We start from the raw sequence: 23,889 nt of genomic DNA on the forward strand, positions 1-23,889 counted from the left end.
CCCAACGCAGCTCCCGACCCAGCCCCCCAAACCAGCTGGCCACCCCAGTCCACCCAACCCAGCCCAGCCCTCCGACCTCGCCCCCATCCGGCCCCTCCTCCTCACGTGAGGGCCTCAAGAGCCAGCAGTGAAAGCTGCGCGGTTCCCGCCCCGCGGCAGGGCCGAACGGGTGATGATCGGCTCGGCGCATCCACGCCCCCCGCCGACGTCGAAAGGGCACCCCTCATGGCAGCGCAGGACCGCGCATCCCAACCCGAACAGGAAGCCGAGCCGCCGCGCGGCGGGCGGGCCCTGGGCCGCCGGCGGTTCCTCGGGTACGTACTGGCCGCGCCGACCCTCACGGTCGCCGCCCGGATCGGCGCGGACGCCCTCGCGGCCACCCCCGCGGCGGCCGCCGCCCCGGCCGCCGTGCCCGCCGTCGTGCCGTCGCTCCCGGGGCCGGCCGAGATCCTCGACCTCAACGACCTGCTCACCGCCGCCGCCCTGCCGACGGCGAACCTCATCACCATCCGTCTCGACCCGGACGGCACCGCCCACTTCGCGCTGCCCCGCGCCGAGGTCGGCCAGGGCATCACGACCTCCACCGCGATGATCGTCGCCGAGGAGCTCGACCTGCCCGTCGAGCGGGTCAGGGTCACCCTCGCGGACGCCCGGCCCGAACTGCTCTTCAATCAGCTCACCGGCGGCTCCAACACCACCGTGTCCACCTTCACCCCGATCCGGGTCGCCGCCGCCGTCGCCCGCGACCGGCTGCTGCGCGCCGCCGCCCTCGAACTCGGCGAGGCCGTCTCCACCCTCACGGCCAAGGCCGGCGTCATCACCTCCGCCGCCGGGGTCCGTCTGACCTACGGCGAACTCGCGGTCAAGGCAGCTGCCCTGACGAACAGCCAGGTAGCCGTCACCCTCAAGAATCCCGACGACTTCACCGTGATCGGCACCTCCCAGCGGCGCCTCGACGCCCTCGCCGCCGTCACCGGCCGCAAGACCTTCGCCATGGACGTCCGGGTCCCCGACGCGCTGCCGACCATGGTCTGCCGCCCGCCGACGATCAACGGCACCGTGCGCTCCGTCGACAACCTGGCCGAGGTCGCGGCCATGCCCGGCATCACCGACGTCGCCACCGTCTCCACGGGAGTCGCCGTCCGCGGCCGTACCTTCGGCCAGTGCATCGACGCGATCCGTGCCCTCAAGGTCACCTGGGGCCCCGGCACGGCGGAAGGGGCGTCCGACGCGACCGTCCTGGAGAAGCTGCGCCGGGCCGAACTGCCCCTCGTCGTACCGCCGCTCGACCTGCTCACCAAGGCGGTCGACGTCCGCTTCACCTTCCACTTCGCCAGCAACGGCGCCCTGGAGACCAACTGCGCCGTCGCCGACGTGCGCCCCGGCTCCGCCGAGATCTGGGCCAGCCTCAAGTCGCCGATCGTCGCGCAGGAGAAGATCGCCCTCCAGCTCGGCCTGCCGGTGAGCGCCGTGAAGGTCCATGTCACGGAGGGCGGCGGTTCCTTCGGCCGCAAGCTCTTCCACGACGCCGCCAGCGAGGCCGCCGAGATCTCGAAGGCCATGGGGAAGCCCGTACGGCTCATGTGGCACCGCACCGACGACTTCCGGCAGGGGCGTACGCACCCGATGTCGACCTCACGGGTCCGCGCCACCTACGCGCTCGGCGAGGTCCTCACGTACGAGCAGCGGCACACCTCCGTCGCCACCGACTTCGGCCACGGCGTGGGCGAGATCATCACCTCCGAGGCGGCGAAGCTGCCGGTCGCGAACCTCACGTTCTCCGAGACGATGTTCCAGCTGACCCAGTCCAGCCCCTACCACTTCGGGGTGACCACGCAACTGCTCAGCGAGGTCGACCACGGCTTCAACACGGGCTCCATGCGCAACATCTACTCGCCCAACGTGCGCACCGCCCAGGAGCTCGTCGTCGACGCCCTCGCCGCGCGGATGGGACTGGACCCGCTCGCCTTCCGCCGCCGCTTCCTCAAGGACGGGCGGACCCGCGCCGTCCTGGACAAGGTCGCCGAACTCGGGCACTGGGGCAGGCAGATGGAGCCCGGCACCGCCCAGGGCATCGCCATCCACCCCGAGTACCACTCCGTCGTCGCCGTCCTCGCCGAGATCGACTGCCGGCCCGCGACCACGGGACGCAAGGTGCCCGACGCCTACACCGGCCCGCGCGTCACCAAGGTCGTCTGCGCCGTCGACGTCGGCCTCGCCGTCAACCCGCGCGGCCTGGAGGCCCAGATGATGGGCGGCATCAGCGACGGCATCGCCCTCACCCTCACCTCCGGCCTCCACCTCAAGGACGGCCACTTCCTGGAGAGCAGCTGGGACAACTACTTCTACACCCGGCAGTGGAACACCCCGCCGGAGCTGGAGATCGTCGTCATGCCGTCGACCGGTGACAAGCCGGGCGGGGCCGGCGAGCTGGCCGTCGCCGCCGCCGCGGCCGCCGTCGCCTGCGCCTACGGCCGGGCCACCGGCACCATGCCGACCACATTCCCCGTCAACCACACGGCGCCGCTGCCCTTCACCCCGCTGCCCACCGTGCCCCCGATCCCCGCCGCCCCCACCGACGGCCGCGACCGCGCCCTCTGAACCGCCGCGGGCCGCGCGCGCGAGCGCACCGCAGAACAGGAGCCACCGTGCCCCAGCACACCTTCATCCTCAACGGCAAGGCCGTCACCGCGGACGTCGAGGACGACGTCCGGCTGCTCTGGGTGCTCCGTGACGTCCTCGGCGTCACCGGACCCAAGTACGGATGCGGCGTCGGCGTCTGCAAGGCCTGTACGAGCCACCTCAACGGAAAGGCCTTCACCCCCTGCTCCGTCCCCGTGAAGGAGCTCACGGACGACGACGAGGTCACCACCATCGAGGGCCTGCCCGGCACCGTCGGCAAGGACCTGCACCCGATGCAGGAGGCCTGGCTCGACATCGACGTCGCCCAGTGCGGCTACTGCCAGCCCGGCCAGATCATGACCGCCGTGGCGGCCGTACGGCGCGCCCACGAGGCCGGCCGGGAGATCGACGAGGCCGACCTCGACCAGATCCGCAACATCTGCCGCTGCGGCACCTATAACCGTATCCGTGAGGCCATCAAGGAGGGCGCCCGCCGCATGGCCTGAAACCGGTGTGACGGGCGGCCTCCGTGAACCAGGGGAGTGCCGCCCGTGCCGGGAAAGATCGTCCAGTTCACCACCGTCTCCCTCGACGGCTACATCGAGGGAGAGGACCACGACATCAGCTGGCACCGCGTCGACGAGGAGCTCCACCGGCACCTCAACGAGGAACTCGCCGCCATGGGCGGGTTCCTCAGCGGACGGCGGACGCACATGCTGATGGCCGAGTTCTGGCCTAACGCCGACACCGACCCGGAGTGCACACCCGCGATGCGGGAGTTCGCCGGGATCTGGCGCTCGACCCCGAAGGTCGTCTACTCCACGACGCTCGAGCGGGCCGACTGGAACACCACCGTGGTGTCCCGCGTGGACGCCGACGAGGTCCGCGCCCTCGCGGCGGCCGCCGACGGCGATCTCGCCCTGAGCGGCGCGGAACTCTCCGCGGCCTTCCGCGAGCTGGACCTGATCGACGCCTACCAGCTCTACGTCGACCCCGTCCTCATCGGCCGCGGCACCCCGCTCTTCCCGCCCACGGACACCGGGGCCTCCCTGCGCCTGGAGCGGACGCGCTCCTTCGGCAACGGGGTGGTGCTGCTGAGGTACGAGCGCGAGCGCGGGACGGCCGGGGGCGCGGAACGAGCGGCATTGCGGATCGAAGAGCGACAAGTGACAACAACTGAGGGCGAGTAGGAACCACTCGCCCCCTCCGTCCGTCCTCCTCCCGGGAGTCGTCGCCACTGACGGCCGCACCCCTGTCGTTCTTCACCGACGAGGACCGAGGAGAGCCATGTCCGACAGCGTCGACTCGCTGACTGTCCGTCTGCACGAAGTGCTGGTGACGCTCCTGACCGACGGCGCCGCGGTGGCGGCCCCGGGCCTCCAGGACGTCGTCGCGCGCGCCACGGCGCTCGGACCCGACGGCACCTGGCTCGTCGCCGCGGGACACGTGAACCTCGGCGGCCTGGCCGCCGCGCACGGGCAGCCCGACCGGGCGGTCTTCCACCTCGACGCGGCGGTCGCGGCCGGCTACAGCGACTGCGTGGCGCTCCACGTCGCCCCTCTGCGTCCGCTGCACGGGGATCCTCGTTTCCAGGCCCTGTACCAGCGGATGCGCGTCACCCAGGCCGACCTCGACGAGTTGTTCTGGCTGCACCAGGAGATGCAGATCGCGGTGAGGGACGCCCAGACGGCGAGCGTCGACAACCTCGGCCGCCTCGACACCGGGGTGTCGCCGCTCCCGCAGGCCCCCCTGCCGACCCGCGCACCGCACACCCTCGGCGTCCTCGCCACCCGTATGGATCTCGCCGCCGTCCAGACCGGGCTCCAGCGGGCCGCCTTGGCGGCCGAGTTCCAGCGCAGCTCCGGCAACGTCAGCCTGAGTCTCATCGACGACTCGTGGGACCTCGACCGTGCGCTGACCGACGCCCGGCACGCCGACGACCTGGACTCCCGGCGCCTGCGGGCCGCGGAGGCCAGGGCCTTCGTCGAACGGCCGGGCGCCGGCAACGTGCTCATGCCGTGCCCGCCCCTCGGTTCGATCACGTACCCGGCGGCATAGGCGTCCGGCCGCCTCGCCGCCCCGGCCGCGCGCCCGGGGGGGGGCGGCCCGGGGCGCGGCGCCGCAAAGGTCCTCTGGCCGTGCCCCCCCCGCGTTTCTAACACGTCCCCGGCGCCATCGGCGTCCGGCCCCCTCGCCGCCCCGCCGGCGCGCCGGCGAGGCGGCGGCAGGTCTCAGGCCCGGGTCAGGCAGTCCTCCTGAAGGCCGTCGAGAACGAACCCGTTCTCGAAGCGCACCCGGTATCCGATCCGGTCGCCGACGACGGCGTCGAACGCTCCCTGCTGGATGAGCCGTTGACGGAGGTCGCCGATCAGGGCGGTCGTGAAGCCGTCGAACCGCTGGCCGCTCACCTGCTGGTCGAAGCTCGCGAGCGCGTCCTGGGCCATGCCGCCGGCGGCCCTCGCCGAGCCCGTGACGACGCCCTGCAGGCCCTCGGCCAGGAACAGCGGGCCGGGACCGCCGGCCCCGGCCGTCGTGTCGTTCCCGGTGACCTGCACGTCCCTGGTCAGTCTCACCTTCGCGCCGGTCTCGTACGGCATGGCGTACCCCCTCGTCCGATCGTGGTCGTGACCATGGCGAGCCTAGTGGAGAATCCCTAGTTCGTGGGGCGAATTTCCTGCTTCGCGTGAAGTTCGCGACGCTTTCCCGTGGCGTATTCTGGGCCGATGGGGAAGTCCACGGATGAGAAAATGGGAGTCGTCGCCGCACTGGTGCGAACCTCGTTTCTGGTGAACGCGGTGTACGCGGAGTCGAGCAGGGAGTACGGGATCACGCCGCAGCAGGGACAGCTGCTGTGCGTGCTGATGCCCATGCCGTACGGGATGGGCGAGCTCGGCGCGGTCCTGGGCCTCGCGAAGTCCAGTCTCACCGGACTCGTCGACCGGACCGCGCAGCGCGGGCTGGTGCGGCGCGAGCCGGATCCGGAGGACGGGCGGGCGGTGCGGATCGTGCTCACCGAGGAGGGCAGGCGGATCGCCGACGCCTTCTACGAGGAGACGTGCCGTCGCATCGACCTGCTGCCCTCGGGGCTCGAACCGGGCGAGCGCGACCGGCTCGCGGAGCTGCTCGCCCGGGTCGTCCTGGACAACGAGGTGCCCGTCGTCTTCGCCGAACCGGGCGCCTGATCCGGCGGCGCGACGAGTTCCGCCGCCGGTCCGGCGGCGCCGGCGAGCGAGGCGCCGTCGAGCGAGGTGCCGACGGCCGGGTCGCGGTCCGGCGGCTCCGCCTCGCCGGAGGTGCCGGAGACCGCGCCGCCCGAGCCGGCGTCCGTGACGCGTTCGCGCGACTGCAGGCCGCCCTGAACGACAGCTGCACGCACGCCGGGTCCTGGATGCAGGGCCACCCCGACGACTACCGCTGACGGGGAGCGGCGACGGGCGTCGCCACCGGCGCCGTGCCGAAGAGCTCGACGAAGCGGCCGGTGAACAGGTCCGCGCCCTTGTACTGGGCGACCGCCTCGGCGGGAAGGATCTGCGGCCCCTCCGGGGACGGCACCTGACCCACTCCGCCCGTGGGGCCCAGCGGCAGCAGGACCGAGGGCACGGGGGAGGGCCGGTAGACGGCGGTGGGCCGCTCGCCGCGCAGGGCCGACGCGATGTTGCGGGCGACCACCTCGGCGTGCTGCATCGCGTATCCGGCCATCTTCGCCTCGGCGAGGTCGGTGATGTCGCCGACCGCGTGGACCCGCTCCTGTCCCTCGACGCGGAGGTACTCGTCGACCCGGACGCGGCCCTCCGGGGTGCGGGCGGAGGCGAGGGCCCCGCTCAGGAACCCGCTCCGGACGTGGACGCCATGGGCGCGGAACCAGATGTCGGCGGTGAGTTCCGCGCCGTCGGTGGTGGTCACCGTGAAGGTCTTCGCCCGGCCCGGCTCGGCGGGGGGCTGCTCGGCGAGCGTGGTGCCGAGGCGCAGCTCCACGCCGAGTGCGGCCAGCTGGGAGAGCAGGTCCGCGCGCAGTTCCGGGGCGAAGGCGGGCAACAGCCCGGGTGCCGGGTCGACCAGGATCACGTGCTTCTCGGGCCAGACCGCGGTGATCTCGCCGGCGAGCTCCAGGCCGACCGGGCCGGCACCCGCGATGAGGACGCGATCGGCCGACGCCAGCTCCTCGTGGGTCTCGCGGAGTGCCGCGAGCGATTCGGCGGCGGAGTCGAGGCCGGACTTGGCCGGCTGCGGGTAGGCGGAGCCGGTCGCGATGACGATGTGGTCGGCGGCCACGCGGGCGCCGGACGCCAGGGTGACGCCATGGGCGTCGACGGCGGCGGCGCGCTCGCGCACCACGCGGCCGCGCTCGAGGAGCCGGTCGTAGGGGAAGTAGATGTTCGGCGCCCAGTCGGGCCGGACCAGGGCCCGCAGCGAGCCGGCCGCGTGCTCGAAGGCGTCCTTCGGCTCGATGAGCACGACCTCGGCCGCGGGCTCCGCGTCGAGTGCCTTGGCGACGGCCGCGCCGCCGTAGCCGCCACCGATGACCGCGACGATTCCAGACATGGGGATACTCCCTCGGAAGACGAAAGAAGAGCTACCTAGTTCGTGACACGAACATTAGTAGTTCGCTTCACGAACTGTAAAGTGATGGCCGATCAGGCCTGGCCGGAAAACGCGGTCATGAGGCGGTGGCGCTGATAACTTGCGACGGTGGATCACTTCTCACAGGCATGGAACGCCTTGCGCGCGGCGGTCGCCGGACTCGCGGACGAGGACTTCGCCCGGCCCTCCGGCTGCACCGGATGGCTCGTCCGCGACCTGGTGTGCCACCTCGTCATCGACGCTCAGGACGTCCTCATCACGCTCGCGACGCCCGCCGGCACGGCGCCCACCCGCGACGCGGCCGGCTACTGGGACGTCTCCGACACGCCGCCGACCGGTGACGACCCGCTCGACGCGCTGACCGTGCGGCTCGCCGCCGCCTACCAGGACCCCGCACTCCTGAAGTTCCACCTCGACGACGTGGGTTCGGCCGCCGGCCGCGCCGCCCTCCTCGCGGACCCGGCTCTCACGGTCGGTACGCGCGGCCAGGTGCTCACCGTCGCCGACTACCTCTCCGCCTACGTCCTGGAATGGACGCTGCACCACCTCGACCTCGTCGCCCACCTGCCAGGGGCGCCCCGCCCGCCCGCCGAGAGCCTGGCCCGTGCGCGCGACCTCCTCGAACGCATCGTCGGCACGCCGCTGCCCGCCGCACTGTCCGACACGGACACCCTGCTCGTGGCCACCGGTCGCCGCACACCCGGCGCCCGCGCACAGGCCGCCCTGGCCACGACGAACGTACGGCTCCCGCTCTCCCTCGGCTGACCCGTACCGCTCCCGGACACCCGGCGCGGGGCGAGTCGCACACCCCGCGAGCCGGCCGTGCCGGCACCGGCCGGCCCTCGTCGAGCACCCGTCATACCTGAGAGCTACGCGCGGGGTTGGCTCCTCGGCGGGACGCCGACCACACAGCGCGCTTCATAGCTTCCGTAGCGGAACGAACACCCCTACGGAAGGAATCGCCTTATGGCGTCCCTCGCCCGCGCCCCACGGACAGGCCGCGCCCGCCGGACAGGCGACGCCCCGCGGACAGACGACGCCCCTCGTGCCGGCCGTCTCCGTCGTGCGCTGCTTGCCGCCCTCGTCACCGCCGCCGTCGCGGTGCCGGTCGCGGGGGCGGCCGGGCCCGGGGAGGTGCCGGCTCCCGAGCCCGTGGCCGCCGTCCCGTTGACCGCCACCGGGCCGTCGGCCCAGGCCGCACAGCTCGACGCGCGGTACGCCCACCAGCGGACGGCTCTGCTTGCCGCCGCGCGGACCGCGGAGGCCTACGGGGCGCACGGCCGGGCGGCCTCGCTGCGGACGATGGCCGGGCCGGGGCGCAGCTTCCTCGCGTTCGACGGGCGGGACGGCGGGCGCGCCGTGGAGGTCGTCGGTGATCTGGCCCGCGCCGAGCGGATCGCGGTCCTCGTCCCCGGTGCCGACACCGGCCTCGACCACTACGACCGCCTCCGGGCCGGCGCGGTCGCCCTTCAGGACGCCCTTCGCCGTACGCCAGGGCCCCCTGCCGCCGTGCTCGCCTGGCTCGGTTACCGGCCGCCCGCCACCGCCGGCACCGCCTCCCTCACACCCGGCCGCGCCGACCAGGCCGCACCCCGGCTCCGCTCCTTCGTCGAAGAGATCCGCCGGCTCCGGCCCGCCGCCCGCATCACCCTGCTCTGCCACTCCTACGGCTCCGTGGTCTGCGCCCGCGCCGCCGCCGGGACGACCGCCGACGCGATCGTCCTCTACGGCAGCCCGGGCACCGGCTCCGACGACGTCGCCGCGCTGAGCACCCGGGCCGCCGTCTGGGCCGGACGCTCCAGCGGCGACTGGGTCGCCGACGTGCCGCACGTCCGTGTCCCGCTGCTTCCCGGCACCGAACTCGGCTTCGGCGCCGACCCGGTGGACCCGGCCTTCGGCGCCCGGCGCTTCGCCGCAGGCGACGGCGGCCACAGCGACTACCTCGCCCCCGGATCCGTACCGCTGCGCAACCTCGCCCGTATCGTCGCCGGGCAGGAGCCCGCCGATGCGTGACGTCGTCCGCCGCGTCAGCGCCGCCACCCCGCCCGGGCGGGACCGGGCCCTCGACGCCCTGCGCGCCCTCGCCATCCTGGGCGTGGTCCTCGGCCACTGGCTCGTCACCGCCCTGGTCGCCGACAGCGGCACCCTGCACGTCGAGAGCCCGCTCGGCCACCTGCCCGAAATCACCGCGGTGTCCTGGGTGTTCCAGACCCTGGCGGTCTTCTTCCTCGTCGGCGGGTACGTCGCCGCCCGCGGCCACACCGCCGCCCGCGCCCGCGGCGAGAGCCACGGTCGGTGGACCGCCGCCCGGCTCGGCCGGTTCTTCCGGCCCGTCGTGCCGCTGCTCGCGGTCTGGACCGTCGCGAGCACCGTCATGCTCGGCTGCGGCGTGCCGTGGCAGACCGTGTACACGCTCGGGAAGCTCGTGCTGTCACCGCTGTGGTTCCTGCTCGTCCTCGCCGCCCTCACCGCCGCCACACCGCTCGTCGCCCGCGTGCACCCGCTGTGGCCGCTCGCCGTCGTCCTCCACGTCGACGTGATCCGCTTCGGCTTCGACGGCCCGTCCTGGCTCGGCGGGCTCAACGTCCCCGCCGGCTGGCTCGTGCCGTACTGCCTCGGCGCCCTGCTCGCCCGCCGCGGTCCGCTCGCTCCGGCCGCGGCCTGGACGCTGCTGCTCGGCGGGGCCGGCGCGACGGGCCTCCTGGTCGCCTTCGCCGGCTACCCCGGCGCGATGGTCGGCGTGCCCGGAGCCCCGGTCTCCAACCTCAACCCGCCCACGCTGGCGGCCGTCACCTTCGGGCTCGCCCAGTGCGGAGCGGCCGTCCTGCTGCTCGGCCCGCTGCGCCGCGCCCTGCGCCGGCCCGTCGCGTGGGCGGCCGTCGCCGCGCTCAACCTCGGTGCGGTGACGGTCTTCCTGTGGCACCAGACCGCGATGATCGCCGTCACCGCCGGCGGACTGCTCACCGCCGACCGCCTCGGCCTCCCACCGCTCACCGGACTGCACACCGTCCCCGACGGCCACGACTGGGTCCTGGCCCGGCTCGGCTGGCTCCCGCTGTTCGCCGGCGCGCTGCTCGTCTGCGTCGCCGCCTTCCACGCGTACGAACGCACCACCCGCAAGGCCCGCGCCCCGCAGCGGCGGCCCGGGAGAAGGACGGAGACCCGACATGCCTAGGCTGTGGCTTCAGGACGACGGAACCAGCGGGGGGAACGCTGCGGTGAGGGACACGGCACGGTGGGAGGGCGCGCTGCGCGCCGCGCCCGGCGTCATACGCGCCGACCTGCGGCCCGGGCGCCGCGACCCGCTGCCCCGCCACCGCCACCTCGGCCGGCTGGCCCACGGGCACATCGTGCTGTTCTGCGTCCTCATGGGCATCTGGGACCAGAACCAGCACGAGAGCCTCATGCAGCCCGCCACCGCCGCCGTCTCCCTGCTCGTCGTCTTCCAGAGTGCCGCGCCCGTCCTGGCGCTCAGCCGGCCCGCCGCCGCCCTGTGGGTCTCCACGGCGGCGCTCGCCCTCACCGCCGCGCTGACCTCGTCGGTCTTCGGCGGCGCACGGCCGTGGAGCGTCCCGGCCATCGCCCTCCACACGCTGGTGCTGCTCCTGCTCGCCCTGCGGGTGCGTCCCACCGCCGCCGTCGCGGCGCTCGGGATCTCCCTGCTCACCGGGATCGGCGCCGTCCTCCCGCACCCCGTACCCGGACTGGTCACCCTTCCCCAGGGCGCCGTCGCCTTCGCCGCCGCGACCGTCATCGGCGGCTCCCTGCGCGCGGCCCGCGTCTCCCGCACCCGCCTCGTCGAGCAGGAGGAACTGACCGCCGAGGAACGCGCCCGCCGGGCCCTCCTGGAGGAACGCGGCCGGATCGCGCGCGAGCTCCACGACGTCGTCGCCCACCACATGTCCGTCATCTCCATCCAGGCCCAGGTCGCCCCCCACCTGGTCGCCGACCCGTCACCCGAGCTCCGCGAGAACCTGGCCGGCATCCGGCAGAACGCCGTCGACGCGCTCACCGAACTCCGCCGCGTCCTGGGCGTGCTGCGCGGCGACGGCGCGGCCGGCGACGCCGCAGCGGGCGTACGGCACGCGCCGCAGCCCACCCTGGAGCGGCTCGGCGAACTCCTGGCGAACGTCCGCGCCGCCGGCCTCGACGTGACGGCCGAGTCGCACGGCGAGCCCCGGCCCCTTTCCCCTGGCACCGAACTCTCCGCGTACCGCATCGTGCAGGAGGCCCTGAGCAACGCCGTGCGCCACGCGCCCGGCGCCCGGGCCGTGGTGCGGACCCACTACCACCGCGGCGGACTGACCGTACGGATCACCAACACGGCCCCGGCCCGCCCGCCCGGCCCGGCGCCCGCCGGCCCCGGCGGGGAACCCGGCCACGGACTGCTCGGCATGCGCGAACGCACCGCCATGCTCGGCGGGGAACTCGCCGCGGGACCCACGCCCGACGGCGGGTGGGAGGTCACCGCCACCCTGCCCGCGCCCCTCGACCCCAAGGACGGTCCATGACCCACGACGGCACCGGCGACATCAGGGTGCTCATCGCCGACGACCAGGCGATGGTCCGGCAGGGCTTCACGGTCCTGCTGAACGCCGAGCCCGGCATCCAGGTGGTCGGCCAGGCCGTCGACGGGGCCGACGCCGTCGCCAAGGCGGCCGAACTGGCCCCCGACGTCGTCCTCATGGACATCCGCATGCCCGGCACCGGCGGCATCGAGGCCACCCGGCTCCTCACCGCCCCGGCCGACGCCACCGTCAAGGTCCTCGTCCTCACCACCTTCGACCTCGACGAGTACGTGTACGAGGCACTGCGCGCCGGCGCCTCCGGCTTCCTCCTGAAGGACGCGTCCGCCGAGGAACTCGCCCAGGCGGTACGGGTGGTGGCCCGCGGCGACGGGCTGCTCGCGCCCCATGTCACCAAGCGGCTGATAGCCGAGTTCGCCCGGCTGAGCGACGGCCCGCGCGCCCCGCTGAAGGACCGCGTCGGCACCCTGACCGAACGCGAGACCGAGGTGCTCACGCTCATCGCGCACGGCCTGTCCAACGCGGAGATCGCCGCCCGGCTGGTGGTCGCCGAGCAGACCGTGAAGACCTATGTGAGCCGGATCCTCACCAAACTGTCGCTGCGCGACCGCACGCAGGCCGCCGTCCACGCGTACGAGACGGGACTGGTCCGGCCCGGCGGACGCTGACGCCAGGACACCACGATGCCAGGACGCCACGGCTCCAGACGCCACGACGCGAAGAGACGGCGAGAAGCGGACCGGCCCCCTGTCGGCGGAGCGACAGGGGGCCGGGTACGCCGCACGCGGTCACGCGTCCGGGCGGTCAGGCGGTCAGGCGGTCGGAGGGACCCCGGACGGACGGCCCGAGCCGCGGGTCAGGACGTAGCCGCCGATGCCCGCGAGCGCGGCCAGCACGCCGCCGGCGGCGGTCCACAGCCAGCGGTCCGACCACCAGCCGGAGGACCAGCCGTCCTCGGGCGCCCGGGCCTCCACCGTCTCCGGCGTCGTCGCCCCGGGCACCAGCGGCACGGCGAGCGCGCCGTCCGTCGCGTACGCCCCGCCCATGTCACGCGAGGTCGCCGCGATCCGCGCCGAGAACGGCTGGCCCGAGTCCTCCTCGGGCAGCGCGGTCGTGGTGAGCCGGATGAAATAGCTGCCCGGCAGCGGGTCCTGGGACCAGGTGTCGGCCGCGGCCCGCACCGGCCGCAGCGTGCAGGCCAGTTCCACCGTGGCCGCCTCCTTGGCCGCGACCCGGGACTGCATGCCGTACATGCACGGCTGACGCCTGCGCAGCCCGTCGTAGACGTCGATCCGCCAGGTCGACGAGCCGTGCCGCAGCGCGGCCTCGGGGAGCGTGACGGTGGCGGTGACGGTCGGCCGCTGACCGGTGTCGGCGGGGAAGACCCAGTACAGGTAGTCACCCGTGGACGCCTGCGCGGTGGCCTGCTGCTCCTGCCGGAAGAAGGCGGCGGTACGGAAGGAGGTGCCGGCCTCGGTCGGTCCGGCCTGCGCCGCGGCGTCGCCGCTCGCGGTGCCGCTCGGCGTCGGGGTCGCGGTGTCGGCGACTCCGGCCGTGGCGGCCGGGCCCAGCAGCGCTGCGCCGGCGAGCGCGACGGCGGTGAGAAGTCTGCGTACGGTACGCATCAGTGGGTCCTCCAGACAGCGATGCGCCAGCGGGACAGCCAGCCCCAGACGAGGCCGCCGAGGAACCCGGCGAGCGCCAGGGCGCCGAGCAGCCACCAGCCGCGGCCGAGGCCGAAGGAGGCGACGTCCGAGGCGGAGCCGGGACCGTCGACGACGTCGATCGCAAGCTCGACGGGCATGCCGGGCGTGGTCTTCACCGACGGGGGAGCGGAGAAGGAGTTGCTGACCTGGAGGCAGACGGTCTCGGCGGCGGACTTCGTGTCGTCGTCCATCGCCTCCTCGTCCTCCTTCTTCGGGTAGCGCAGTCCGGTCGAGATGACGTCGGTGCGCCCGTCGCCGGCCTCGGAGCCGCGGACGATCTCGCGCCCGTGCAGGGTCACGGCGCGCAGGAGCACCCCGTAGTCGTCGTGGACGGCGCGGTCGGCGGAAATGCTGACCGAGGCGCGCAGTTCCTGGCCGGGCAGCACGTCGACCCGGTACCAGCGGTGGGTGCCGATGACCTGCCGGTCGGTGTACAGGCCGGGCTTGAGGGTCGGTGCGTCGGCGCAGCGCGCGGCGCCGTCGGTGGCGACGGGCGTGACGACCGGGTCGGCGGCGCGGTCGACGAGCTGCCGCACGCGTCCGGAGAGCTCCTTGGTGCGGTGCACGGAGGTGTAGGTGCCGCCGGTGGCCTCGGCGATGCACATCAGCTGGCGGCGGGTCTTGGCGTCGGGGACGAGCCCGAGGGTGTCGATGACCAGGTGGATGCCCTTGGCCGCGATGTCGCGGGCGACCTCGCACGGGTCGAGCGGGGCGCAGGTGTCCTCGCCGTCCGTGATGAGCACGATCCGCTTGGTGGCGTCACCGCCCTTGAGGTCCTCGGCGGCGCCGAGCAGCGCGGGGCCGATCGGCGTCCACCCGGTGGGCGCGAGGGTGGCCACGGCGGTCTTGGCCTCGGTCCGGTCGAGCGGACCGACCGGGTAGAGCTGCCGGGTGTCCTTGCAGCCCCGCTGCCGGTCCTGGCCGGGATAGTCGGCGCCGAGGGTGCGGATGCCGAGCCGCACCTCCTGCGGGACGGCGTCCAGGACCTCGTTGAAGGCCTGCTTGGCGGCGGACATGCGGGACTGGCCGTCGATGTCGCGGGCCCGCATCGAGCCGCTGACGTCGAGCACCAGCTCGACCTTGGGCGGTTCCTTGGCGGTGTCCGCGGCGACGGGTCCGTCGTCGGCGGTGGCGGGGGTGGCGGTGGCCGGGAGCAGCCCGACGGTCAGGGCGGCGAGCAGTGCGCAGGCCCCGGTCGCCAGCCGTTTTCTCGTGATCATCGGAGGATCGTAGGGATGATCGTCCGCAGAACCAAAACCGGGTGCGGGCCCGGCGGGAGACGTGCGGAGGAGGGCTGCTGACCGGCGGTCAGGACCGGCTGTTGAGGTAGCCGATCAGGGTCGCTCCCCACCAGCCGATCTGGCTGATCCCGGCCGCGGCCGCGGAGCGGACGAGGAGCCGGCGGGGCACCTGGGCGTGGTCCCGGAAGCGATCCAGGAGCTGTCCGAGGCGGTGGGCGTGGAGGCCGTTGAGGGTGACGGCGAGGACCAGGCCCAGCTTGACCAGCGTCAGCGGCGAGCCCAGGTCGGGGCGGAGGAAGAGGCCGGTGACCGTGAGACCGCCGAGCCCCGCCCAGATCGGGGTCTGGAGCGCGCACGCCGTGTCGAGGACGGCGGCGAGCGGCCGGCGGCCGCTGAGCCAGAGCACCGCGAGCCAGTCGACGGCGAGCACCGAGCCGAGGCCGGCGACCAGGCTCGCCACGTGCAGGAAGCGGGCCGTGTTCTGCAGCGTGGCGTCGGCGTGCACGTGCCCGGCGGTCCAGAGGCAGGCCGTGAGGAATCCCGCGGTGAGCACGCCGAAGGCGGTGAGCAGCCAGCCGGGCGTGAGGCGGGGCAGGGGTTCCTCGGTGGCTGCCGCGTCCGCGCTGAGGGCTGGGGTGCGGGGCGGACGCGGCAGGGTTCTCGGCATGTCGGTGGTCTCTCGGGCGACGGAAACGGAGGTAAGGTAAGGCGAAGCTAAGTTGCTCTTGTGTCCACGTCAAGTGGATCGTGACGGGCGTCCCACCACCCGGAACCGGAGCCGCCGCTCGGGTGGCATACCGTGAGGTGATCGACACCGGGAGGACACATGACCGGGACACGGGAGGCCGACCCCACCGCGCCCGCCCGCGCGGGCGGCTGGCTCCGCGACCAGGTCTGCGAGGGGCTGCGCGACCGCATCATCACCGGGCGGCTCAAGCCGGGCGACCGGCTGGTCGAACGCGACGTCGCGGAGGAGTTCGGCGTCTCCCGCGTCCCCGTCCGCGAGGCGATCCGCATCCTCATCGGCGAGGGCTTCCTCCAGGCCGTCTCCCAGCGCCGTATCGTCGTCCGCCGGATGACCCGGCAGGACGTCGAGAACCTCTTCGACATGCGCGAGGCCCTCGAGGTGCTCGCCGTGCGCCGCGCCTCGGAGCGCCGGACGGAGGCCGAACTCGACACCCTCGGCCGGCTCCTCACGGAGGCCCGGGCCGCCACCGACGACGGCGGACCCGAACGGCTCTCCCGTGCCAACACCGCCTTCCACGCGCAGATCGTGCGCATGTCGCGCAACGAACTCCTCGTCACCACCCTCGAATCCCTCGAAGGCCGGCTCCGCTGGCTCTTCCAGCAGGTCGACGAGCCCGGACCGCTGTGGGAGGAACACCGGCTGCTCTACGAGGCGATCGGCGCGGGTGACGCGGACGCCGCCCAGCACCTGGCCCTGCACCACGTCGGCCACTACCGCGAGGTGGCGCTCCGGCTCCTCTTCGAGGACTGAGACCGGGGCGGCAGAGCCCGCCCGGCACGACCGGCGCGGCCGACGGGGCTCACCGGTGCTCGTGGGCTGGTCGCGGTCGACTCGGCGGGGCTGGCCGCCCTCGCGCCCGACGGGCAGAAGGATCTAGTCCAGCCCTGACACCTTCAGGACGGAGCGGGCCGTCTCACGGTGGATGTGGAGGGAGAGCCGGGCCAGATCGCTGGTGGCGCGGCTCAGCGTGCCGCGCTGCAGGGAGGCACGGGCGCCGGCCTCGAGCCGGAGCCAGATCGCCGGGTTGGCTGTCAGGACACGCAGGTCGACTTCGGCTCGACCGCCTCCCGCATCCCTCAGGATCACGCGCTGGGCGGTGCCTCCGGTCGGCCAGGCGAGTGCCGCGAGCCGGTCCGTGCGGACCGTCCTCGTCACCCACAGACCTCGGACGATCAGGAAGTCCGGCGCGGCGCTGACCCGCGCCGGCAGCAGGACCACCAGCATCACCGAGGCGAGAGCGATGAATCCGGCAGTGCGGAGCGGGGTCAGGCCGTGCGTGCCGGCCTCGACGGTCAGCGATGCCGCGAGCAGCAGGGCGGCGCATCCGACGGCGGACCTGGCCTCGGCCGGCCATCCCACATCCGAGAGCACGTCACCGGGGGAGTCCGGTACGGGACGGGCGAAACGGCGGGGCGGTTCCATGGAGCTCACGCTAGGCCTGCGGGCGGGCCGCGCCACCGAGCCCCGACGCCGTACTTACGCGGCAACCCGCAGAATTGACGGGTTCCTGACGGCCATGGGTCCGGTCGTGTGGTGCACGTACTCGCGGACGAGGCGGAAGCCGGAGGTCCAGGCCAGGAGGCGGCCGGCGCGGTCGTCGGGGGAGCAGCTCCAGGTGGCGGCTCTGCCACGGGCGGCGAGGCCGGTCGGACCGCCCCACGTGGCCTGGATCCAGCTCATGGAGGGGTCCGTCGCGGCGAGCGCCGGACCGTCCTCCGGACGGAGCCGCCGCACCGTCACCCCTCGGGGCACACGCGGCCGTACGCCGGTCGCGTGGTGTACGGCCGCGTCCCCGGGCAAGGGCAGAGGTCTTTCCCTTACGGCCCCCTGACGGGCATTCACCCGAGGCCCGGAACCATCGACACGAGCAGGTAACCGAAATACCGAACAGGTCGAATTGCCGAACACGGGCGCTGAACGTAACGGCACGCCTTATTCAGGTCAACTTGTGTGAGGTCCCCGGATTTCTGTTATCCGGGCGGGGTGTAACGCGCCGGAAATGTGACTCGTCGAAAGCGTTGACGGAACCTCAGCCCGAAATCTATCTTCTGCTCGAAGTGCCGCACACTGTTCGTCATTTCGAACAATCAGGCCCTCCGGCGCAGCGGGTCGACCGCGCGGAACGGCCGGGGTCCTGAGGATGCGTGGAACGGAACGGTCAGAACGCTGCTCGCCCCGCTGGGCACCCTGTCACTCGTCCCGCCGGCAGCGCTCGAACCGCCTACTCGAGGATGTGAGAAGTCACCATGCGCAGACGCCGACTCCACCGCGGACACCCGTCCCTGGCGCTCCCCGCCGTGCTTGCGGCCCTGGTCTCGCTGGCTGCGATGCTCGTCGCCGGCCCGGCCGAGGCGGCCACCAGCGGCGCCTTACGCGGTGTCGGTTCCGGCCGGTGTCTCGATGTGCCGGGCGCCGGCCGGACCGATGGCACGAACGTGCAGATCTGGGACTGCCATGGTGGGACCAACCAGCGGTGGACCCTGACGGACGACAACCGGCTGACCGTGTACGGCGACAAGTGCCTGGACGTTCCGGGCCACGCCACCACGGCCGGGACCCGGCCGGTGATCTGGAGCTGCAACGGCGGTACGAACCAGCAGTGGCGGGTCAACGCCGACGGCACGGTTCTCGCCGTGGAGTCCGGGCTCTGTCTGGACGTTTCGGGTGCCGGTACGGCCAACGGCGCCGCGGTGCAGCTGTGGAACTGCAACGGCGGCAGCAACCAGAAGTGGACCGGTCCGTCCGAGCCGGGCAACACGTGTTCCCTTCCGTCGACGTACCGGTGGACCTCGACAGGTCCGCTGGCGCAGCCGGCGAACGGGTGGGTCGCGCTGAAGGACTTCACCACCGTGCCGTACAACGGCCAGAACCTGGTCTACGCGACCACATCCGACGGTTCGTCGTGGGGCGCGATGGCGTTCCGTCCCTTCACGAACTGGTCGGACATGGCGACGGCCACCCAGACCGGGATGAGCCAGGGACTGGCGGTGGCGCCCAAACTGTTCTACTTCGCGCCCAAGAACGTCTGGGTACTGGCCTCGAACGGGTGGGGTACCGCCTGGCCCTTCACCTACCGCACGTCCAGCGACCCGACCAATCCAAACGGCTGGTCCGCCCCGCAACCGCTGTTCACGGGCAGCCTCCCCGAGTCCGGTCCCATCGACCCGACCCTGATCGGCGACGACCAGAACATGCACCTCTTCTTCGCCGACGACAACGGCAAGATCTACCAGTCGACCATGCCGATCGGGAACTTCCCGAGCAGCTTCGGCTCGTCGTACACGACGGTCATGAGCGACACGGCGAAGAACCTGTTCGAGGCGCCGGAGGTCTACAAGGTCCAGGGCCGGAACCAGTACCTCATGATCGTCGAGGCCCGGGGCGCGAACGAGCACCGCTACTTCCGCTCGTTCACCGCCTCCGGCCTGAACGGCCCGTGGACCCTCCAGGCCGGCAACGAGAGCAGCCCCTTCGCGGGCAAGGCCAACAGCGGTGCCACCTGGACCAACGACATCAGCCACGGTGACCTGGTCCGCGTCGGCCCCGACCAGACCATGACCGTCGACCCCTGCAACCTGCGGTTCCTCTACCAGGGCTACGACCCCGGCACCCCGCAGGGGACCCCGTACCAGCGACTGCCGTACCGGCCGGGCCTGCTCACCCTGCAGCGCTGATCATCGCGCACCTGACCACCGGCTCATACCCCCCGCCGATCCGGCCCGCACAGCGGCTTCCGCTTCGCGGGCCAGGAAGGAAACCCCGTGGTTCCCCTGCACAGACGATTACTGCGTCTTCTCGCGGCCACCGCGCTGACGCTCACCGCGTGCGTCACCGCCTCCGCCCACACGACCGCCGAGGCCGCGCCGGGCAGCCCGGCGCTCACCCCGCCGATGGGCTGGAACAGCTGGAACAGCTTCGGATGCGGGATCACCGAGGCACAGGTCCGCCAGGCCGCCGACACGATGGTGTCCTCGGGCATGAAGGACGCGGGCTACCAGTACGTCGTCGTCGACGACTGCTGGTTCGACCCGCAGCGCGACGCGGCGGGCAACCTCCGGGCCAATCCGACCACGTTCCCGAGCGGCATGAAGGCGCTGGGGGACTATATCCACAGCAGAGGCCTGAAGTTCGGCATCTACCAGGCGCCCAACGAGAAAACCTGCGCGCAGGGCGTGGGCACCTACCCCGGCTCCACCGGCAGCAAGGGCCACGAGTCCCAGGACGCCGCCGCCTTCGCCTCCTGGGGCGTGGACTACCTCAAGTACGACTGGTGCTCCGGCAACGGCACCCTCGGTGAACAGGTCGAACGGTTCACGATCATGCGCGACGCCCTGCGCGCCACCGGACGCCCGATCGTCTACAGCATCAATCCCAACAGCTTCCACGCCCCCACCGGCGCCACATACGACTGGGGCGAGGTCGCCGACCTGTGGCGGACGACCGAGGACCTGCTCGACATCTGGCAGAACAACAACACCAACAGCTACCCGATGGGCGTCGGCAACGTCCTGGACGTCACCGCGCCGCTGGCCGCCCAGTCGGGTCCGGGTCACTGGAACGACCCCGACATGCTGGTCGTCGGCCGCCCCGGCCTGTCCCTGACCGAGTCCCGCACCCACTTCGCCCTCTGGGCGCTGCTTGGCGCCCCGCTCATGGCCGGCAACGACATCCGCACCATGTCCGCCGACGTGAGCTCCATCCTGCGCAACCCCCGCCTGGTCGCGGTGAACCAGGACCCGCTGGGCGCGGGCGGACGCAGGGTGCGAGACGACGGCGGCACCGAGGTGTTCGCCAAGCCCCTGGCCGACGGCTCGGTCGCCGTGGGCCTGCTCAACAGGGGAGGGAGCGCGACGACCATCACCGCCACGGCCGCGCAGGTCGGCCTCGCCGGGCAGTCTTTCGCCCTCACCGATCTGTGGACCGGCGGCACGTCGAGCACCTCCGGCCAGATCTCCGCGAGCGTACCCGCGCACGGTGTCGCCGTGTTCAGGATGACCGGGGGGAGCCCGCTGGCCGCCACCACCGCACGCCTGCGCGGTACCGGATCGGGCCGCTGCCTGGACGTGGACCGCGCCTCCACCGCGGCCGGGACGCGGACGCTGATCTGGGACTGTCACACCGCCGCCAACCAGCTCTGGACCACGTGGGCCGGTGGCGAGATCCGCGTCTACGGCGACAAGTGCCTGGACGCCTCCGGCCAGGGCACCACCAACGGCACGCCGGTCGTCGTCTGGTCCTGCAACGGCCAGAACAACCAGAAGTGGACCGCGCAGGCCGACGGGTCGATCCGCAACGTCCACGCCGGTCTGTGCCTCGACGCGAACGGGGCCGGCACCGCCAACGGAACCCCCGTCGTCCTGTGGACCTGCAACGGCCAGAACAACCAGAAGTGGACCACCCTCCCGTGACGCGCGACCCCAAGAAAGGGAACCCCATGAGAAGGTCCTGGATCCGCCCCCTGATCGCGCTCGTCGCCGCCGTGCTCGGAGTGACGGCGGCAGGAGCGGCCCCCGCCTCCGCCGCCTCCGACACACCTCTGCGGGTCATGCCGTTGGGCGACTCGATCACCTGGGGCGTGGGAAGCAGCACGGGCAACGGCTACCGGGGGCCGTTGTGGGAAAGGCTCGCGGCGGACGGCCACCCGGTGGACCTCGTGGGCTCGGGACGGGCCGGTTCGATGTCCGACTCCGACAACGAAGGCCACTCCGGATACCTCATCGAGCAGATCGCCGCCCTCACCGACGCCTCACTGACCCGTTACCGGCCCAACGTCGTGACGCTGCACATCGGCACCAACGACCTCGACAGATCCCACCAGGTGTCCACCGCCACCGCCCGCCTGAAGTCCCTGGTCGGCAGGATCACCGCCGCCGCACCCGACGCCACCGTCCTCGTGGCCTCCCTGGTGGTGTCCACCAGCGGGTCCGAGGAGCAGTACCGTGCCGCATACAACCGGGCCATTCCCCAGATCGTGAGCGAGGCGCAGGCAGCGGGCAAGCGCGTCGCGTACGTCGACATGAGCGGCCTGACCACGGCCGACCTGGCCGACGCCCTGCACCCCAACGACTCCGGCTACCGGAAGATGGCCGACGCCTTCCACCGGGGCGTCCAGGCCGCGGACAGCGCCGGGTGGCTGAGGAACCCCGCCCCCGCCCCCGCCCGCGTGCAGTCCGGCATCGCCGGCAAGTGCATGGACGTCAGCGGCGCCGGCACGGCCGACGGGACCGCGGTCCAGACATGGAGCTGCGGTAACGGCGCCAACCAGTTCTGGTCCGCGTACACCGACGGCACCCTGCGCTCCATGGGCAAGTGCCTCGACGCCGCCGGCGCGGGCACCACCAATGGCACCAAGGCGCAGCTCTGGGCCTGCCACGGCGGCGCCAACCAGGTCTGGCAGCCCTACAACGGCGGCTACCGCAACCCCGCCTCCGGCCGCTGCCTCGACGTCCCGGGCTCCTCCACCACCGACGGCACACAGCTCCAGCTGTGGGACTGCCACAGCGGCTCCAACCAGAAGTGGACCACCCTGACCGCCGGATGACGGCCGCTCCCGGGATCCGAAACCCTGCCGGGCTCGGATCCCGGAAGAGGCTCCGGCGGCCGGGGCCACCTTTGCTCAGCAAGGGCCCGGCGGCCCGTACACACCGGACAGCTCGACCGCCAGACGTGCGAGCCGCTCCCGTGCCTCCGGCGGATCCAGCACCTCGATGCGTGCCCCCAGCCCGGCCAGCTGAGTCGCGACGACCTCCGGCGTCGGCCCGTCGACCCGTATCTCCGTCCACCCGTCGGACAGCACCGGACCGACGTGCAGACGACCGTCGAACAGCCGCTCCAGGATCGCCATGGCACCCGGCTCGGCCCGCGCCCGAACCGTCGCCGCGTACAGCCGCTCCTCCAAACGCGCGGCGAACGAACGCCAGACCGTGGCAAGGTCGAAGCCGGGCGGTCGTACGACGGGCTCGCCGGTTGCCTGGACCGACGCGACCCGGCTGAGCCGGAAGGTTCGCAGGCCCCGCTCCGTCTCGGCGACGAGGTATTCGTGACCGGCCTTGGTCACGAGCCCGAGCGGATGGACGGTTCGCACGCCGACGGGCTTGCCGGGCCCGGCGTACCCGAGCCGCACCTGGATCCCCTCCACCACGGCCCGCCGGAGCGCGTCGAGGTGCGGCCCGGTTGCCGTGACATCGACGCGTGACCAGCCCGTGCCGTCGGCAAGGCCGGCCCGCGACGCCGCCTCGGCTCCCGCACGCAGGGGTGCGGGCAGCGCGCGTACAAGCTTGCGCAACGCCGTGCGGAGTTCGGGTGTGGTTGCCGAAGGTCCCGCGAGCAGGAACAGCGCCCGGATCTCCTCGGCGGTCAGCCCGGTCAGGTCCGTACGGGCCCCGCCGACCAGCGACCAGCCGCCGCCGCGGCCACGCTGCGAGTAGACGGGGATGCCGGCGGTGGACAGGGCCTCGAGATCGCGGCGTGCGGTCCGTGGCGACACTTCGAGTTCGGCGGCGACCTCGGCCACGGTCACACGGGTGCGTGTCTGGAGGAACAGCAGGGTCGCCACCAGGCGATCGGCTCTCATGGCGGCCATTCTCTTCCGGAAAGCGGCCAGGAGATGACCTATTCGGCTTCCAGGATGAAGGCATGACACAGATCGAGAACACCCCGCGGCCCACTGCCACCTCTGATGCCACCGCCGACCCTCGCCAGGGCCTTCTGAAGGCGATCGCACTGGCCGGACGCACCGTCGCCGCCGTCCGGCCCGAGCAGTTCGACGGGCCCACGCCCTGCACCGAGTTCACCGTCCGGCGGCTGGCCGGGCACCTCGTCGCGGTGCTGCGCCGGATCGCCCTCGCCGGGCGCGGCGGCGACGTGACGAGTCTGCCCACGGTCGCCGACGACCTCGCGGACACCGAATGGCAAGAGGCGTGGGACGCCGCGGTGCGTGAGGTCGAGGCGGCGTGGGCGGATCCCGCGGTCCTGGACCGGATCCTGACACTGCCGTTCGGCAGCCTTCCGGGTGCCGCCGCCGCGGCCGTCTGGACGTCGGAATTCACCGTGCACACCTGGGACGTGGCCACCGCGACGGGACAGCTCCCGGACTGGGACCCCGAACTCGTGGCGATTTCGTACGCCGCCATGAGGCGCGGGCTGCCCACCGGGCCGCGTGACGGTGCGCCGTTCGGGGCCGCGGTGGACGTCGACGCGGACGCGCCGGCCATCGACCGCCTCGTGGCGTGGTGCGGACGCAAGCCGTAGACAGCATCCGAAACCGGGAGGGCGGCCCCGTGGCCGGGGGCCGCCGGCACGGGGCTGGTGCGCGCGGCCGCCGACCGGCCGGCTGCGATGTCAGCGCCGCGACGGCGCGGGCCGGCCGGCCGGGGCCCATGACGTGGGCGCGAGGGCGCGGAGCACGATCGCGGTGCGCACAGAGTCACCAGCTGCAGCCGAAGTCTTAACGACTCTCTGACGCG

The 23,889-nt window shown here is 72.9% G+C and carries 23 protein-coding genes; 15 read left to right on the forward strand and 8 right to left on the reverse strand.

All coding sequences use genetic code 11. The annotated features are described in order from the left end of the window. Positions 1–225: 225 nt before the first annotated feature. The 4 genes from ACFVGS_RS17870 (at position 226) to ACFVGS_RS17885 (ending at position 4,680) form a co-directional block, all read left to right on the forward strand. The gene (locus ACFVGS_RS17870) at positions 226–2,601 is read left to right on the forward strand and encodes a molybdopterin cofactor-binding domain-containing protein (RefSeq protein ID WP_385692992.1); all 2,376 of its coding nucleotides are present in this window, start codon (positions 226–228) and stop codon (positions 2,599–2,601) included. A gap of 47 nt (positions 2,602–2,648) precedes the next feature. Then, positions 2,649–3,128, forward strand: coding sequence for a (2Fe-2S)-binding protein (locus tag ACFVGS_RS17875; protein WP_384419343.1), 480 nt, complete (start codon positions 2,649–2,651; stop codon positions 3,126–3,128). A gap of 45 nt (positions 3,129–3,173) precedes the next feature. Beyond that, on the forward strand, positions 3,174–3,812 hold the full coding sequence (locus ACFVGS_RS17880; protein WP_385692993.1) for a dihydrofolate reductase family protein: 639 nt from the start codon (positions 3,174–3,176) through the stop codon (positions 3,810–3,812). Between the two features lie 97 nt (positions 3,813–3,909). Next, positions 3,910–4,680: a hypothetical protein gene (locus ACFVGS_RS17885; protein ID WP_385692994.1), complete on the forward strand. Its 771-nt coding sequence runs from the start codon at positions 3,910–3,912 to the stop codon at positions 4,678–4,680. Between the two features lie 173 nt (positions 4,681–4,853). Here the strand turns inward: ACFVGS_RS17885 and ACFVGS_RS17890 are convergent, their stop codons facing one another. Beyond that, positions 4,854–5,219, reverse strand: coding sequence for a hypothetical protein (locus ACFVGS_RS17890; RefSeq protein ID WP_385692995.1), 366 nt, complete (start codon positions 5,217–5,219; stop codon positions 4,854–4,856). A 150-nt stretch (positions 5,220–5,369) separates the two neighbouring features. On the opposite strand from ACFVGS_RS17890, the gene ACFVGS_RS17895 reads away from it, so the two are divergent. After that, a complete protein-coding gene (locus ACFVGS_RS17895; protein ID WP_384419440.1) occupies positions 5,370–5,804 on the forward strand; it encodes a MarR family winged helix-turn-helix transcriptional regulator in 435 nt (144 codons plus the stop codon). A gap of 226 nt (positions 5,805–6,030) precedes the next feature. On the opposite strand, the gene ACFVGS_RS17900 is transcribed toward ACFVGS_RS17895, so the two are convergent. Further along, on the reverse strand, positions 6,031–7,164 hold the full coding sequence (locus tag ACFVGS_RS17900) for an NAD(P)/FAD-dependent oxidoreductase (protein WP_384419331.1): 1,134 nt from the start codon (positions 7,162–7,164) through the stop codon (positions 6,031–6,033). A gap of 147 nt (positions 7,165–7,311) precedes the next feature. Here ACFVGS_RS17900 and ACFVGS_RS17905 point away from each other — a divergent pair, with 147 nt between their 5' ends. From ACFVGS_RS17905 to ACFVGS_RS17925, 5 genes are all read left to right on the forward strand, one after another. Continuing rightward, the gene (locus tag ACFVGS_RS17905) at positions 7,312–7,968 is read left to right on the forward strand and encodes a maleylpyruvate isomerase N-terminal domain-containing protein (protein WP_384419329.1); all 657 of its coding nucleotides are present in this window, start codon (positions 7,312–7,314) and stop codon (positions 7,966–7,968) included. Between the two features lie 201 nt (positions 7,969–8,169). Continuing rightward, positions 8,170–9,216, forward strand: a complete 1,047-nt coding sequence (locus tag ACFVGS_RS17910; RefSeq protein WP_385692996.1) for an alpha/beta hydrolase — start codon at positions 8,170–8,172, stop codon at positions 9,214–9,216. After that, positions 9,209–10,378 (forward strand): acyltransferase, encoded by a 1,170-nt coding sequence (locus ACFVGS_RS17915; protein ID WP_385692997.1) that lies wholly within the window; start codon positions 9,209–9,211, stop codon positions 10,376–10,378. Before ACFVGS_RS17910 ends, ACFVGS_RS17915 begins: the two co-directional genes overlap by 8 nt. A gap of 43 nt (positions 10,379–10,421) precedes the next feature. Beyond that, positions 10,422–11,714 carry a sensor histidine kinase gene (locus ACFVGS_RS17920; RefSeq protein ID WP_385692998.1) on the forward strand — a complete coding sequence of 431 codons (1,293 nt, stop codon included), beginning with the start codon at positions 10,422–10,424 and terminating at the stop codon, positions 11,712–11,714. Then, positions 11,711–12,397, forward strand: a complete 687-nt coding sequence (locus ACFVGS_RS17925; protein ID WP_384419319.1) for a response regulator — start codon at positions 11,711–11,713, stop codon at positions 12,395–12,397. Before ACFVGS_RS17920 ends, ACFVGS_RS17925 begins: the two co-directional genes overlap by 4 nt. A gap of 144 nt (positions 12,398–12,541) precedes the next feature. On the opposite strand, the gene ACFVGS_RS17930 is transcribed toward ACFVGS_RS17925, so the two are convergent. The 3 genes from ACFVGS_RS17930 to ACFVGS_RS17940 form a co-directional block, all read right to left on the reverse strand. Then, positions 12,542–13,354, reverse strand: coding sequence for a hypothetical protein (locus ACFVGS_RS17930; protein WP_385692999.1), 813 nt, complete (start codon positions 13,352–13,354; stop codon positions 12,542–12,544). Further along, positions 13,354–14,655, reverse strand: coding sequence for a VWA domain-containing protein (locus ACFVGS_RS17935; protein WP_385693000.1), 1,302 nt, complete (start codon positions 14,653–14,655; stop codon positions 13,354–13,356). Before ACFVGS_RS17935 ends, ACFVGS_RS17930 begins: the two co-directional genes overlap by 1 nt. 88 nt (positions 14,656–14,743) lie before the next feature. Then, positions 14,744–15,343, reverse strand: coding sequence for a hypothetical protein (locus ACFVGS_RS17940; protein ID WP_384419311.1), 600 nt, complete (start codon positions 15,341–15,343; stop codon positions 14,744–14,746). A 159-nt stretch (positions 15,344–15,502) separates the two neighbouring features. Here ACFVGS_RS17940 and ACFVGS_RS17945 point away from each other — a divergent pair, with 159 nt between their 5' ends. Next, on the forward strand, positions 15,503–16,174 hold the full coding sequence (locus tag ACFVGS_RS17945; RefSeq protein ID WP_384419308.1) for a GntR family transcriptional regulator: 672 nt from the start codon (positions 15,503–15,505) through the stop codon (positions 16,172–16,174). A 123-nt stretch (positions 16,175–16,297) separates the two neighbouring features. Here ACFVGS_RS17945 and ACFVGS_RS17950 read toward each other — a convergent pair whose 3' ends face one another. Together ACFVGS_RS17950 and ACFVGS_RS17955 are read right to left on the reverse strand one after the other, a co-directional pair. Then, complete coding sequence (locus ACFVGS_RS17950) at positions 16,298–16,846, reverse strand: hypothetical protein (RefSeq protein ID WP_385693001.1); 549 nt, start codon at positions 16,844–16,846, stop codon at positions 16,298–16,300. 54 nt (positions 16,847–16,900) lie between these two features. Next, the gene (locus ACFVGS_RS17955) at positions 16,901–17,104 is read right to left on the reverse strand and encodes a hypothetical protein (protein ID WP_385693002.1); all 204 of its coding nucleotides are present in this window, start codon (positions 17,102–17,104) and stop codon (positions 16,901–16,903) included. 566 nt (positions 17,105–17,670) lie between these two features. On the opposite strand from ACFVGS_RS17955, the gene ACFVGS_RS17960 reads away from it, so the two are divergent. The 3 genes from ACFVGS_RS17960 (at position 17,671) to ACFVGS_RS17970 (ending at position 21,965) form a co-directional block, all read left to right on the forward strand. Continuing rightward, a complete protein-coding gene (locus tag ACFVGS_RS17960) occupies positions 17,671–19,098 on the forward strand; it encodes a non-reducing end alpha-L-arabinofuranosidase family hydrolase (RefSeq protein WP_385693003.1) in 1,428 nt (475 codons plus the stop codon). An 87-nt stretch (positions 19,099–19,185) separates the two neighbouring features. Next, the gene (locus ACFVGS_RS17965) at positions 19,186–20,832 is read left to right on the forward strand and encodes a glycoside hydrolase family 27 protein (protein WP_385693004.1); all 1,647 of its coding nucleotides are present in this window, start codon (positions 19,186–19,188) and stop codon (positions 20,830–20,832) included. A 26-nt stretch (positions 20,833–20,858) separates the two neighbouring features. Continuing rightward, positions 20,859–21,965 carry a ricin-type beta-trefoil lectin domain protein gene (locus ACFVGS_RS17970; RefSeq protein ID WP_385693005.1) on the forward strand — a complete coding sequence of 369 codons (1,107 nt, stop codon included), beginning with the start codon at positions 20,859–20,861 and terminating at the stop codon, positions 21,963–21,965. A 75-nt stretch (positions 21,966–22,040) separates the two neighbouring features. On the opposite strand, the gene ACFVGS_RS17975 is transcribed toward ACFVGS_RS17970, so the two are convergent. Beyond that, on the reverse strand, positions 22,041–22,997 hold the full coding sequence (locus tag ACFVGS_RS17975) for a helix-turn-helix transcriptional regulator (protein ID WP_385693006.1): 957 nt from the start codon (positions 22,995–22,997) through the stop codon (positions 22,041–22,043). Positions 22,998–23,059: 62 nt separating this feature from the next. Here ACFVGS_RS17975 and ACFVGS_RS17980 point away from each other — a divergent pair, with 62 nt between their 5' ends. After that, positions 23,060–23,674 (forward strand): TIGR03086 family metal-binding protein, encoded by a 615-nt coding sequence (locus tag ACFVGS_RS17980; RefSeq protein ID WP_385693007.1) that lies wholly within the window; start codon positions 23,060–23,062, stop codon positions 23,672–23,674. The last annotated feature ends 215 nt before the right edge of the window (positions 23,675–23,889 follow it).

The sequence above is a fragment of the Streptomyces sp. NPDC127114 genome (assembly GCF_042677525.1).
Lineage (GTDB): Bacteria > Actinomycetota > Actinomycetes > Streptomycetales > Streptomycetaceae > Streptomyces.

Excerpts from the sequence above, each read along its gene's own strand:
- ACFVGS_RS17980 (WP_385693007.1), top strand. The coding sequence starts at position 23,060 with ATGACACAGATCGAGAACACCCCGCGGCCCACTGCCACCTCTGATGCC.
- ACFVGS_RS17945 (WP_384419308.1), top strand. The coding sequence starts at position 15,503 with ATGACCGGGACACGGGAGGCCGACCCCACCGCGCCCGCCCGCGCGGGC.
- ACFVGS_RS17960 (WP_385693003.1), top strand. The coding sequence starts at position 17,671 with ATGCGCAGACGCCGACTCCACCGCGGACACCCGTCCCTGGCGCTCCCC.
- ACFVGS_RS17955 (WP_385693002.1), bottom strand. The coding sequence starts at position 17,104 with ATGAGCTGGATCCAGGCCACGTGGGGCGGTCCGACCGGCCTCGCCGCC.
- ACFVGS_RS17970 (WP_385693005.1), top strand. The coding sequence starts at position 20,859 with ATGAGAAGGTCCTGGATCCGCCCCCTGATCGCGCTCGTCGCCGCCGTG.
- ACFVGS_RS17890 (WP_385692995.1), bottom strand. The coding sequence starts at position 5,219 with ATGCCGTACGAGACCGGCGCGAAGGTGAGACTGACCAGGGACGTGCAG.
- ACFVGS_RS17930 (WP_385692999.1), bottom strand. The coding sequence starts at position 13,354 with ATGCGTACCGTACGCAGACTTCTCACCGCCGTCGCGCTCGCCGGCGCA.
- ACFVGS_RS17935 (WP_385693000.1), bottom strand. The coding sequence starts at position 14,655 with ATGATCACGAGAAAACGGCTGGCGACCGGGGCCTGCGCACTGCTCGCC.
- ACFVGS_RS17910 (WP_385692996.1), top strand. The coding sequence starts at position 8,170 with ATGGCGTCCCTCGCCCGCGCCCCACGGACAGGCCGCGCCCGCCGGACA.
- ACFVGS_RS17870 (WP_385692992.1), top strand. The coding sequence starts at position 226 with ATGGCAGCGCAGGACCGCGCATCCCAACCCGAACAGGAAGCCGAGCCG.
- ACFVGS_RS17895 (WP_384419440.1), top strand. The coding sequence starts at position 5,370 with ATGGGAGTCGTCGCCGCACTGGTGCGAACCTCGTTTCTGGTGAACGCG.
- ACFVGS_RS17885 (WP_385692994.1), top strand. The coding sequence starts at position 3,910 with ATGTCCGACAGCGTCGACTCGCTGACTGTCCGTCTGCACGAAGTGCTG.
- ACFVGS_RS17900 (WP_384419331.1), bottom strand. The coding sequence starts at position 7,164 with ATGTCTGGAATCGTCGCGGTCATCGGTGGCGGCTACGGCGGCGCGGCC.
- ACFVGS_RS17975 (WP_385693006.1), bottom strand. The coding sequence starts at position 22,997 with ATGAGAGCCGATCGCCTGGTGGCGACCCTGCTGTTCCTCCAGACACGC.
- ACFVGS_RS17940 (WP_384419311.1), bottom strand. The coding sequence starts at position 15,343 with ATGCCGAGAACCCTGCCGCGTCCGCCCCGCACCCCAGCCCTCAGCGCG.
- ACFVGS_RS17950 (WP_385693001.1), bottom strand. The coding sequence starts at position 16,846 with ATGGAACCGCCCCGCCGTTTCGCCCGTCCCGTACCGGACTCCCCCGGT.
- ACFVGS_RS17915 (WP_385692997.1), top strand. The coding sequence starts at position 9,209 with ATGCGTGACGTCGTCCGCCGCGTCAGCGCCGCCACCCCGCCCGGGCGG.
- ACFVGS_RS17925 (WP_384419319.1), top strand. The coding sequence starts at position 11,711 with ATGACCCACGACGGCACCGGCGACATCAGGGTGCTCATCGCCGACGAC.